Annotated in this window: 9 protein-coding genes; 7 read left to right on the top strand and 2 right to left on the bottom strand. The window is 46.3% G+C overall.

Going from position 1 to position 12481, the window contains the following annotated elements; translation table 11 throughout:
- Positions 1-12: 12 nt before the first annotated feature.
- Both ABY044_RS07645 and can read left to right on the top strand, forming a co-directional pair.
- Positions 13-2277, top strand: a complete 2265-nt coding sequence (locus ABY044_RS07645; RefSeq protein ID WP_373019637.1) for a nitric oxide reductase activation protein NorD — start codon at positions 13-15, stop codon at positions 2275-2277.
- A gap of 100 nt (positions 2278-2377) precedes the next feature.
- A complete protein-coding gene (can, locus tag ABY044_RS07640) occupies positions 2378-3034 on the top strand; it encodes a carbonate dehydratase (RefSeq protein ID WP_373019636.1) in 657 nt (218 codons plus the stop codon).
- Here the strand turns inward: can and ABY044_RS07635 are convergent.
- The gene (locus ABY044_RS07635; RefSeq protein ID WP_373019635.1) at positions 3031-3438 is read right to left on the bottom strand and encodes a hypothetical protein; all 408 of its coding nucleotides are present in this window, start codon (positions 3436-3438) and stop codon (positions 3031-3033) included. The two genes, can and ABY044_RS07635, sit on opposite strands and share 4 nt — an antisense overlap.
- Before the next feature lie 139 nt (positions 3439-3577).
- Here ABY044_RS07635 and ABY044_RS07630 point away from each other — a divergent pair, with 139 nt between their 5' ends.
- On the top strand, positions 3578-3895 hold the full coding sequence (locus ABY044_RS07630) for a pyrimidine/purine nucleoside phosphorylase (protein WP_373019634.1): 318 nt from the start codon (positions 3578-3580) through the stop codon (positions 3893-3895).
- A gap of 135 nt (positions 3896-4030) precedes the next feature.
- Here ABY044_RS07630 and ABY044_RS07625 read toward each other — a convergent pair whose 3' ends face one another.
- On the bottom strand, positions 4031-4324 hold the full coding sequence (locus ABY044_RS07625) for a hypothetical protein (RefSeq protein ID WP_373019633.1): 294 nt from the start codon (positions 4322-4324) through the stop codon (positions 4031-4033).
- 234 nt (positions 4325-4558) lie between these two features.
- On the opposite strand from ABY044_RS07625, the gene ABY044_RS07620 reads away from it, so the two are divergent.
- The 4 genes from ABY044_RS07620 to ABY044_RS07605 all read left to right on the top strand — a co-directional run bounded on the left by ABY044_RS07620 (position 4559) and on the right by ABY044_RS07605 (position 11733).
- Complete coding sequence (locus ABY044_RS07620) at positions 4559-6142, top strand: SulP family inorganic anion transporter (protein WP_373019632.1); 1584 nt, start codon at positions 4559-4561, stop codon at positions 6140-6142.
- 200 nt (positions 6143-6342) lie between these two features.
- Entirely contained in the window at positions 6343-8091 is a 1749-nt protein-coding gene (locus ABY044_RS07615) for a cache domain-containing protein (RefSeq protein WP_373019631.1), read from the top strand.
- A gap of 156 nt (positions 8092-8247) precedes the next feature.
- Positions 8248-10344, top strand: a complete 2097-nt coding sequence (locus ABY044_RS07610) for a TonB-dependent receptor (RefSeq protein ID WP_373019630.1) — start codon at positions 8248-8250, stop codon at positions 10342-10344.
- A gap of 9 nt (positions 10345-10353) precedes the next feature.
- The gene (locus ABY044_RS07605; RefSeq protein WP_373019629.1) at positions 10354-11733 is read left to right on the top strand and encodes a 4Fe-4S binding protein; all 1380 of its coding nucleotides are present in this window, start codon (positions 10354-10356) and stop codon (positions 11731-11733) included.
- The last annotated feature ends 748 nt before the right edge of the window (positions 11734-12481 follow it).

The raw sequence follows: 12481 nt of genomic DNA, 5'->3' as shown, positions 1-12481 counted from the left end.
GTTGAAATCATTATGGATGCAGAATTACTAGCCGAATATCAAACGCAGTTTACCTGCGGGTTCGAAAAGGCCAAGGATGTTTTTCCGGCGTGTATCGCGGAAGCGCATCAGACCCTTTCGCCTGAAGGTGTGCAAGCGTATCTGGATGGCGCGAATTTCTTGTGTAAGATCGGTATGGGTGTCGAGCCCGTGCTGGTTTACTTGGAAGTGATGCCTGAGATTGCCGCGCATATCGGGAAGGGCACCATGAAGATGGTGGCGGATTACGCCTATCAAATCGCGCGTAGTCCGAATAAGAAGGCGCTGATCCCGTTCCTTGAGTCTTTGGGAAGCGTATGTCGCCGTATCGATACCATTGAAGATTTGCAGCATTACTTCGATATCATCGAAGGCTTTGTCGAGCAGACTCAGACCGTCATCCACGGCCACCACTCAATTCATGAAAGCCCGGGTATGGTTCCATTCATGGAAAGCGTACCGCAGTTAATCTCCAAGTTGACCTTGGCGGGTATTCGTAATTTTGTTGAGTATGGCGCCCGTAACTACAAAGATTCCCCGGATCAGCAGATCGAATATTTCTCTTTGAGTTCGCATGACGCCAAGAGCATCATTCAGCGTGAACGTGAAGGTACGGTGTTCAAGGACGTCGAGCGTCATCTGGATATGTTGAAAGACTGTATGTGGAATTGTGATTTACCGTTCTCCGTCTTTTCGACTGCATTTGACCAGTTGCGTAAACCGGTACCTTATCTGGACGAAGACTTGATTGCGGTACCGGACGTCTATGATATTGAAAATGGCGTGGCCGGTATCGACCGCTATCGTGCGATGTTGGCGCATATGATGGCGCACCGCGAGTGGTCGACCAAATTGATGGCGGACAACTTCGCTCCGCATATGCAGTTGTTTATCTCCGTTTTCGAAGACAGCCGTGTCGAATACCTTGCGATGCAACGTTATCCCGGATTGAGAAAGTTGTTTTTGGCATTGCACCCTTACCCTGAAAAGGGGGCTTGCGACGACAGTAAACAATCATGTCTGCGTTATCGTGCAACCCGTTTGTCACGCGCCTTGCTGGATCAGAATTTCGATTCCGAAAATCCGTTGATCGAGGATTTCCGCGAGCAATTTCATGCCGTTATGGCGGAAAAGGGCGAGAGCTCGACGACGCAGGATATGGCTAAATTGGGAACCGGTTTCTATGTGAAGTCGCGTAAGCAGTCTTCGGACAGTTTGCCGGATATTTTCTTCGACGATACCGAAATCAGTTATCGAGACGATAACCGTTACATCTGGTTCCATTACGAAGAGAACGACGAATCCGAAGACTTCCATAACAACGAATACCAGTCCGATGAAAGGGTGGTGGACGATGCCGACAGTTTGCCGCCGCGTCATTACGACGAGTGGGACTACATTTCGGAAACCTTCCGTCCGGATTGGGCGACGGTATACGAACGTCTTCATCCGTCCGGAGATGCCGGTAAAATTGATCGTTTGATGGAAAAACACGACGGTCTGGCGAAACGCTTGAAGAAAATGATCGAGATGCTCAAACCTCAGAACAAGAAACGAATCCGTTTCCAGGAAGAGGGCGAGGAGCTTGATTTGGATGTGGCGTTGCGTTCCGTGATTGACTTTAAGAGCGGGCAGGCACCCGATCCTAGAATCAATTACAGCCATACAACGGACAGCCGAAATATCGCGGTGATGTTGTTGGTGGATACGTCGCAGTCTTTGAACGAACGTAATCAGGAAACCGGTCAGACCCTGTTGGAATTGTCCGAGGAAGCGTTGGCGATTACCGCTTGGACGGTTGAACAGTTGGGTGATAAGTTCGCGATCGCCGGTTTCTGTTCGGATACCCGACACGAAGTGCGTTATCAGCACATCAAAGGGTATTCGGAAAGTTACGGCGATGAGGTTAAGGCGCGCATTGCGGCCATGGAAGCATCCTATTCGACACGAATGGGGGCAGCCATGCGACATGCGGCGCATTATCTGGAAGCTCAAAAAGCAGAGAAAAAGCTGATGTTGGTGCTAACGGACGGCGAGCCTGCGGATATTGATACCAAGGATCCGCAAATGCTGATTCAAGACACGCATAAAGCGGTCGAAGAATTACAAGGTAAAGGAATTTACTCTTATTGCATTACACTGGATCCAAAGGCTGACGAGTATGTTTCGGATATTTTCGGTAATCAATATACGGTGATCGACCATGTGGATAAGTTACCGGAGCAGTTACCGCAAGTGTTTATGAAGCTAACGCACTAAATTTGTGTATAATTCTCTTTTTGAGGTAGGCCTTTAATGAAAATGCCCTTGTTTAAGGGCATTTTTGTATCCGCAGAAAACTACTCCAAAAAGGATTAATATGTGCCAGCAGTGTGAATGCGATAAGTCGATCGAGAAACTATTGCAAAACAACCGCGCTTGGGTTGACGAGGTCAACGCCAACCGTCCCAATTTCTTTGAAACTTTATCCCATCAACAAAAACCGGAATATCTTTGGATTGGTTGTTCGGATAGCCGCGTTCCCGCTAATGAATTAGTGAAAATGGATCCGGGTACGATCTTTGTGCATCGTAATATCGCCAATTTGGTGAACTCCAGTGATATGAACGTTTTGACCGTTATTCAGTACGCCGTCGAGGTGTTGAAGGTCAAACATATCATTATCAACGGTCACTACGGATGCGGCGGTGTCATGGCGGCTCTGGAAGAGAATAATCCGGATTTGATCGATCACTGGGTTCGTCCGATTCGTAAATATTATCAGCGTATGCAAGCCGATCTGGATCAAATGCCTTACGAGGAAAAGATCAACCGTTTGTGTGAAATTAACGTGACCGAACAGGTGCGTAATATTTGTCACGTTCCGGCGGTTAGAAACGCGTGGAAAAAAGGTCAGGAACTGGCGATTCACGGGTTTATTTACAATATCAAAGACGGCCGCTTGCAGAACTTGAATGTCAGCGTAAACGACTTGGAGTCCGCCGAAAACGCCGTACTTCGAGCTAACGAGTTTTAAGCGTTTTTTCCGGCGATAAAGGCCGCCATTAACGCCTGATGTAAGGGGGAGTCGGTTTGAAGATCTTCCCCTAAATAGTGTTTGGCGATTTGCTTAAGGGTGTCCAAAGATTGATCTGCCAGCCAGTGTTGTTTAAAACCTTCAAAGTCAAAGCTGGAGTCTTCCTCCGAGAAGAACTCAACCGCTAAACCGGTGGGTTGTTCAAACAGGATTTCCGACATTTCCATCACTTCCAGTTCATAGGAATAAGCGCTGATGTTGTTGGCTTTAGCGATAGCGGAAGGGAAGTCAGGCAATTCGTTTTCATGACGAATTACCCAGTCGTCCAAGTCGAATAGGGTGGAAGGTTCTTGTAATTCACCTTTGAAATAAAAGGGAATTTTGACAACGATGGTGTTTTTCAATGTGTTTTCCGATTGCAAATGCATAAATTTGAAGCGAATATTATATCTCAGTGCGAAAAGCGGTTGAATAGTCTGTGTATCTTGTTCGCTTTGTCGCTATAATTGGCGACGAAAAAATATACTTCACAAGGAAATTAAGATGTCTAAATTTGAAAATGTAACGGTCCTAAAAGAAGCGTCGGTTTATTTCGACGGTAAGGTCACCAGCCGTACGGTTTTGTTTGCGGATGGTTCTAAAAAGACTTTGGGTATTATGATGCCGGGCGAGTATGAATTCGGTACGGAAGCGGCTGAAGTCATGGAAATGATGTCGGGTGATGTTGAGGTATTATTGCCGGGCGAAACCGAATGGAAAGCGATTCCTAACGGCAGCAGCTTTGAAGTGCCTGCGAACTCTAAGTTCGGCATCAAGGTTCATGCGATTGCGGATTATTGCTGCTCGTATATTACCTGCTAATCGTTTAACCGGAATTTTCCGGTGATAGATTTAAAAAGCCCGAAGCGGACCAACTTATCCGCTTCGGGCTTTTTTGTTTCCTCGGTTATTTTTAGACTGTATTGCAATCTATTCGTTGGTTGCTGATTTGGGTTGTTAAATCCAAAACGAAGCGACGCTACTGATGACCAGATTCAATAGGATTGACGTGATCGCCAACGGAAACATAATGAATTTTTTGGTACTGAGAGGGTTGGATCGTCGTGCCACTTGTTCGTAAAGCCACGTCAGGAAACTGACTATGGCCGCGCCGATCGCCATGATGAAGAACCAGTCGCGAATGGTCTCCGCCGATTCGAAAAACAGAACGTATAAAGAAAACGGTCCGCCCACCCAGAAAAAAATCAGATAAGCCGTACCAATGAGAAACCCAAGAAACTTACTGAACATAACCTTAATTCTCTTGTTGTTTTTGCCGTTCCTTTTTAACACGTTGCGATTTAAAAATAAAGTGCAATGCAAAATGTAAGATGATTAAAAGAATGAAAAAACCGATGGCGATTTCGCCGATGTGATGAATCCACATGATGATTTGTCTCTTAGTATGGGTTTAAATACTTGATTAAAGGACAATTGTACTGGGTTTTTGTTAGAATTTGCAGCATCTGAAATTTAGGAGTTCTCATGAATCAAAGCAGCCAGCCTTTCAAATGGCAAACTTATAAAAACGATACCCTGTCCGGAATTACCGTCGCACTGGCGTTGGTTCCCGAAGCCGTAGCCTTTGCATTCGTTGCAGGCGTCCATCCGTTGGTCGGTTTGTATGCGGCGATTATCGTCGGCATGATCACCGCCGTGTTCGGCGGTCGTCCGGGAATGATTACCGCCGCCGCAGGCTCTCTTGCGGTGGTGATGATGCACTTGGTGATGGAGCACGGCGCTTCTTATCTGTTTTTAGCGGTCATTATGATGGGTGTGATGCAAATCTTCATCGGGGTCATGAAGTGGGGGCGATTCATTCGAATGGTGCCTTCGCCGGTGATGCTTGGGTTCGTGAACGGTTTGGCTTTGATTATTCTATTTGCCCAGTTCGGCCAGTTCAAGGATGCCGACGGTGCCTGGTTGACGGGAACCAGCATGAACATCATGTTGATGATCGTGGCCGCGACGTTGGCGATTATCTATCTGTTGCCTAAGATCACTAAGGCGGTGCCTTCTGCATTGGCGGCGATCGTGTTGGTTTCCGTGGCCGTGATTATGCTGGATATCAATGCGGTCACAGTCGGCGACCGTGCGTCGGTTTCCGGTACTTTGGAGTCGCTGGTTTACGGTGACGGTGTTGAAGGCGGTTTCCAGGGCTTGAGTTGGTTCACGAGTTTGCCGGAAGGTTTCTGGAGTTTGGAAACTTTATGGATCGTTCTGCCTTATGCAGTGATTCTGACGATTATCGGATCGGTTGAATCTTTATTGACGATGACCTTGATCGACGACATCACCAATACGCGCGGCAAAGGCAATAAAGAGTGTATCGCTTTGGGTGCGGCAAACTGCACCGCCGGTACGTTCGGAACCATGGGCGGATGTGCGTTGATCGGCCAATCAATGATCAACGTTAATTCAGGCGGAACCGGGCGCTTGTCGGGCATCACTGCTGCACTCGGTTTGTTGGTGATTGTATTGATCGCTTCGTCCTGGATCGAGATGGTGCCGATCGGCGCTTTGGTCGGTTTGATGTTCTTTGTGGTGATTGCGACATTTAACTGGTCGAGCTGGAATATCATGCGCGGTATGACCAAAGCGGATGCGTTCGTTATGGTTTTGGTGACGGTTTTGACGGTGGTGTTCGATTTGGCGGTCGCGGTGATCGCCGGGGTGATCGTATCGGCTTTGGTATTTGCCTGGCAGCATGCGCAACGTATCATTCTGGAAGAGACGACGGAAGAGCGCGACGGTAAAACGACTAAAACTTACAAGGTGCAAGGTCCTTTGTTCTTCGCATCGGCTAAAAATTTCATCGACAGGTTCGATCCGAAGAACGATCCCGAGTGTGTACAGATCGACTTTATGCATTCGCGTGTTTACGATCATACCGGTATCGAAGCGATCGATAATCTGACCAAGAAATACCAGTCGGCCGGTAAGAAGCTGGTTTTGAAGCATTTGAGCCCCGAGTGTCAGGTGTTGTTGCAAGACGCGAAAGAGCTGATTGAGGTTAACGTTTCCGAAGATCCTCATTATCATGTTTCGATCAGCGGCCAGAAGAACTAGCTCTTAATCCGGCCTATCGGTTCGAATGTGTTCGGTCGTTTTTTGAGTACCGTTCAAGCAGACAAAGAACCTATAAAAAGCACCTATTCAGGTGCTTTTTTTATTTGTAGTGATGGCTACATATCAGAATCTTCTATTGTACTTTGATTTTTCAGGGCTTTAGTTATAATGAAAGTTCCCTTTCTGTTTGGACAAGCCTCATGGTTTCAGACAAGTTTCTGATTAAATTATTAGCGGTGGCTCCGGTTTTGGTGATTCCGGCCATGGTGGCTTTTGTTGCCTTGCTTTTGATTCATTCGGAACAGGCGGCTTTTGAAAAAACGCTGAATCGCCTGGAGGTCAAGTTAATCGAATCCAAACAGGCGGCTATTCGCGCTCAAGTGGATAGCATCGTCAACTTAACCGCTTACCGCAAATCAATCATAAAAAAGGAACTACACGAGCGCATCAAGCGACGAGTGGAGGATGCCTGTAAGATTGCCCATTCCATCCATGACCAATTTTCTAGCACCTATTCGGAAGAGGAAGTAAAGAAGATCATCGTTGAAGCGTTACGTTCTTTAACCTGGAACGATGGTGAGAGTTATATCTGGATTGTTGATTACGACGGAGTTTCACACTTATCTCCCCAATACCTGTCGCATTTTGAAGGCGAGTCCATAATCGATCTTCAAGACGCCAACGGTTATTATGTGATTCGTCAGGAAATAGCCCTTGCCAGAGCAAGGGGCAAAGGATTTATGTGGGACTCTTTTACCAGACCGGGGCAGCCTCAAGATAAACAATTTGCGCAATTAGCCTATGTGAAAGCCTTAGGCTATTACGACTGGTATTTGGGCTCGGCGGAGTTTTTGGATACCGCACAAAAAATAACCGATAAGGAGTTGTTGGAAACGATATCCACGGTGGATAACAACGGCAGCGATTATCTGTTTATTCTGGGAAAAGAGGGGCGAATTATTTTAAATTCGGCGCGTCCGGATCTTGAAGGGAAAATGGTTATGAATTCCGACGATCCGCATGTTAGGGAAGTTGGGCGGAAGATTGAACACGCGCTTGACGAACAGTCCGATGATTTCATTCAATACCGTTGGGTTAATCCGGTCACCCGTAAAGAGGATTTAAAATTCACCTATGTGAAAGCGGTGCCCAATAGTCAGTGGGTGATTGGCAGCGGTTATTATGAAGGAGAGATTGAAGCCGGGATCGATTCAGTGAAGAAGACACTTGAAGTCGAGTATCGAAACCGAATGGAAGATATTCGTAAAATCAGTGTACTGAGTTTTATTTTGGCGGTTTTGGTGTCGTTGTATTTAACGTTGGCGGTCAAGCGGTTGTTGCTACGCTATCAAAGCGAGTTGGAAGTTAAAAATTTACAGTTGACGGATTTAAATACGTCTTTGGAAGCCAGGGTGGCAAGGCGAACCAAGGAATTACAGAAAGCGAACGGTCAATTGGAACTGTTGGCGACGACCGATACTTTAACGGGGGTTTTAAACCGATACGCGTTCATGAAAGCCCTGGATGAAGAGGTGCTGCGAGCTCAGCGTTACCAAAACCAATTTTCACTAATCATGTTCGACATTGATTTCTTCAAACAAGTGAACGATCAATATGGACACGATTCCGGTGATGTGGTTTTAGTCTCTTTGGCGAATCTGGTTCAGAGTTGTTTACGTGATGTAGATAAGTTATTCCGTTTGGGTGGTGAGGAGTTTATTATTTTGTTGCCGAATACCGATGTGGATTCTGCGGCGGCGATTGCCGAAAGGATTCGTCAAATAGTGGAGAAACATCATTTCGAGAGAATTGGTAATCTCGCAATCAGTTTGGGCGTGGTTGAACACTTGCCGGACGAATTGGCTGAAGCGACGCTCAAACGCGCCGACATTGCACTTTATCAATCCAAAGAGCAGGGAAGAAACCGGGTTTCTATTGTTGAAAGTTAGGTTTTATTGTCGACTGGCGTCGTGTTCTGTCGCCGTTAATAACGTTAAATAAATGTTTTCGGTTAAGGCTTCCTTAATACTTTGTTAAGGAGTTCTCAATATCGCAATTTTTTTTTGTCTTTATAATTTCCCACAAATTTAATAAGGGAAAATATCATGCAAAAAAAAGCGCTCTCCATCGCCATGATGACGGCATTTTCACCGGCTGTTTTTTCGGCCGAAGAATCTTCGAAATCCGACTCTCAGCTTGATCAAATCAGTATCACCGCAACTAAAATCGGGCGTGAAAGTAAGGCTGTTCCGCAGAGTGTTGCCGTTGTCGATGAAGCTCAAATAGAGCGCGAAAATGCCATGAACATTAACGATGTGATTGATAATATTCCCGGTGTTCAGGCCGTTTCCAAAAATAACGGTTACGATTCACGTTTGATTATCCGCGGTGCCGGTTTAAAAGCGCCTTACGGTGTGCGCGAAATTATGGTTATTCGCGATGGTGTTCCGATGACCGATCCCGACAGCTTTACCCGTTTCGATTTGATTGATATCGACGATATGGAAGGCGTTGAAATTTATAAAGGTCCGGGTTCCATTTACGCTAGTAATGCCAGTGGTGGTGTGGTTTTTATCAAGTCCAAATCGGTGTTCGACGATCAGCAGGATCGTGTGAAATTGGGTGTGGGTTCATTCAACAGCTTGAACTTCAATGCCAAAAAAGCGGTGACGTTGGACGAAAACGACAGCATTGCCTTCAATGTTTCCCGTCGTCAATCGGATAATGACTGGCGTGACTGGAACAAGTTCGATACCACTCAGTTCAGCGTCAAACACGGTCATTTCTTTGAAGACGATTCCGTGTTGGAAACCGAAATCGCGTACACCGAAGCTAACCTGCAACTGCCGCAGTCGTTAAGCGCCGAAGAGTTTGCTGCCTATAAAGACACGGGTGAAACCACAAATACCAACGGCGACTGGCGAAAGAGCGGCCGTTATTCAAACATGTTGTTCATCAACAGCCGTTATGAAACGACTATGGGTGCCTATACATTCAAGCCTCAGGTTTATTTCACTCAGTGGGGGCACTACCACCCTGTAACCGGAATGATCAACGACGCCCAAGACAACAAAGTAATCGGTACGGATTTGGCATGGAACCGTAGTCATGAGTTGTTCGGAAATTCGGCCGAGTTCTTGTTCGGTTTTACGGCGCGTACCGATATTCGAGAGAACGGCAAGAAATATACCTATCGTGACGTCGCTGCCGACGGCGTGGTTTTAACCGACAGTAAAGGCGATTTGGCACAGGTTGAAGACAGTCAAAATAATATTTTAGGTGCTTACATCCAGGACAGTTTTTCTCCGTTTAAAAACTTGATGGTGGATGTTGGCTTACGCTACGACCGTGTGGATCTATCGATTGACGGTAACGAAATGTTGGCATACAACTGGGGCAGCGGTACTTACGTTCCGGGTGCCGGAGATTATTCATATAGCGAAACCTATCATTTGTTCTCGCCTAAAGTCGGTTTGACCTATGCGTTGACCGATCAGTTGAATGTTTACGGAATTGTCGCTTCGGCAAACCAGGCGCCGACCGAAAGTGAGATGCAGGCAACGCGCGACAATGCACCGAATGTCGATCTTAAGGCTTCAACGTCAACCAATTACGAAATCGGTCTGAAGCATCGTAGTAAGACTTGGTCTGCGGATTTAGCGGTATATTTCAACCAGTTGAGTGACGAGATCGTTAAGGTCGAAAACGGTTATGCGGATTACTACGAGAATGCCGGTAAAACCGAGAAGAAAGGGATTGAGTTGACCGCAGCGTATCAGTTAACGCCTCAATGGGCGATCGGAGCGAGCGGTTCCAGAAGCGAATACCGTTATGTGGATTACATTAGCGGCGACAACGATTATTCCGGTAACCTGTTGCGTTTCTCGCCGGATTATCAGTACAGCGTGTTTGTCGATTGGAAAAAGGGCCCTTACAGCGCTCGTGTCGAAACCACCGGAGTGGGCGAATACTATATGGATGATGCCAATACCGAAAAATATTCGGGTTACAGCGGAGTTTCTCACTTAACAATGGGATATGACAGAAAAGCGCATAAGGTCGCGTTGAGCGTCCACAATATCACTGACGAGCGTTATGCTGCAGAAGTGTCTAAAACCGTCAGTTCTTGGGGGCCGGACAGCTATTACTACACTCCGGGTGCGCCGCGTAACATCATGTTGAGCTATCAATATAAATATTAAGGGTAGGGTATGAAAACTCTGGATAAAACTCGCAGTAAGCTGGATTTGCTCGGTTGGCCGGTAGTCGGGTGGTTTTTCACCAACTCCAAGTTGATGATGGCGGTCAGATTAATCGCGCTTGCCATGATGGTGTCGGCGGTCTATTTCGGTTTGGTGTATCCGACCGAAGACGTCAATCCCTATACGGGAGCGATTTTTTGGTCTTTGTTCTGGCCGTTTTTTCTGATCGTGACCATGGCGACTTTGGGTTCGGCTTTCTGTGGAATTTGCCCGCATAGTTTTGTGGGTAAATATCTGAATCGCATCGGCCCTAAAAAGCCGTTGCCGGCCTGGTTGAAAAATCGTTGGATCGGATTCGGGTTACTGTTGGTCGCCTATTGGATTCCGATTTACCTCTTCCCGGGTGTTTTGAAAACGCCGTGGGTCAGCGCTTTATTCTTCTTGGTACTGACCGCAGTGGCTTGGACCCTGTTTTATTTGTATCGAAACATGGCCTACTGCAGTTCGGTCTGTCCGATCGGCAGTGTGACCAGTTCGTTCGGAAAGGTCGGTTTTGTCGAGCTGAAAACCGACCAGAGCCACTGTAGCACGTGTCGCAGTTTCGACTGCACCAAAGCGTGCGAATGGAATCTGCGCCCTTATTTTTTTGAGAAGAAGAACTCCATGGGCGATTGTACTTTGTGTATGGATTGTTCCCAGGCCTGCGATGCCGTCGAGTTGAAGTTGACCAAACCGTCAGTTCAGTTGTGGAAACCGAGCAGTGCGAAAGAGCCCATGAATGTGTGGGTATACGTCTGGCTGTTGGCCGTGATCTCGATCACCATGCGTTTCCATCATTCATTGGGGCATTCCTCCATCAAAGAGAGCTTGCCTTGGGTTCAGGCCGGGCAGTGGATGGAAGCGGTTATGCCGATTCCCGTATTGGATTGGGTTGGATTCATGGCATTGAGCATGGCGATCATTTCAACGTTTGCAATCGTCTGGGCCAGCTTTGCACTGAGTGCCAAGTGGGTGCAATTGCCGGTTAAGGAGTATTTTCAGTCTGTCGGTCAATTTATGGCGCCGTTGATGTTGATCGGTGCTTTAAGTCATGTAGGCAGTTTCTTCTTCCTGCATTACGCTTCCGATCTGATGAACGCCTGGTATTGGTTGATCGGTTCGGTTGCTGTAGCGCAACCCTTAGCGTCATTCAGAGACGGCTGGGTTCATTTGTTTGGGTTGTTTAATTACTTGGCGGTAGTCTGGGCGTTGTTTGTCTTGCACAAACGTTTGGGTCTGCTGTCGCTTACCGGCACTAAGCGCGTCATGGTATGGTTATTGAGCGGATCAATCGTCTGGTTCTATCTGTTTTTAGTCGTGCTGCGTGCCATGGTGCCGCACGGGCATTAAGCTTTCAACGCAATCATATTCGTTAACCTTCCGTTTTGCATTCCGTTTTAACGGGAGGTTAGCGTTCTCTCTGTTTTATTCCAAAATGTGTTTTTTTTGAACTAAAACTGTGCAATTTCCGGCATTTTATTTCTGTTTCATCCTTTTATAAAAGTCATTTTTAATCTAACTCATTGATTTTAAATATTAATGATCTTTTGGAAGGTTTGTTGTTTAGCATTTTTAACGTAATTGTTAAGTGTTTGGCAAAGCTGTCAATTGATACGAACACCTCGGTCGTTTGTCAAAGTGGTATGACATCCGGCGTATAGAGGTGGAGATAAAGGAATCAAATTGACGGGGATGTAGCACGGTTTCATACAGCCATTCCGCAGATAATGCATAAGTTCCCGATTTAGTTCTTTCTAGGGAACCGTTCAAAACCTTAGCTTCCGTCGGCCGGTTAAGCTGAATTCCGTCTTTTTGATTCGAATTTGACAAATATAGTCGTATCTAAATATCAGTTTTGCTATGTCGTTGATGTTTAAACGCCTTGAGGTTAAGTGTGTTTAAGCCGATTAAATTCTTATCGCATCAAGTGAAATATCGTGACTAATAAATAGAGGGGGATGATTTTGAAGTGGTTGTTTCAGTTGGTTTCGTGGAAAGGATCGTATTTAAAGTTTGAAAGACGCGGATTGAATAAAAGGATTTTTTCTTCAAGTCGTAGACTCTGGTAGTCCATTTGATTCATGGTCTTGCATTCTGA

The organism is Thiomicrorhabdus sp. (assembly GCF_041583835.1).
Classification (GTDB): Bacteria; Pseudomonadota; Gammaproteobacteria; order Thiomicrospirales; family Thiomicrospiraceae; genus Thiomicrorhabdus.
Note: the sequence above shows the minus strand (reverse complement) of the source record. Positions and strands in the feature narration are given on the sequence as shown.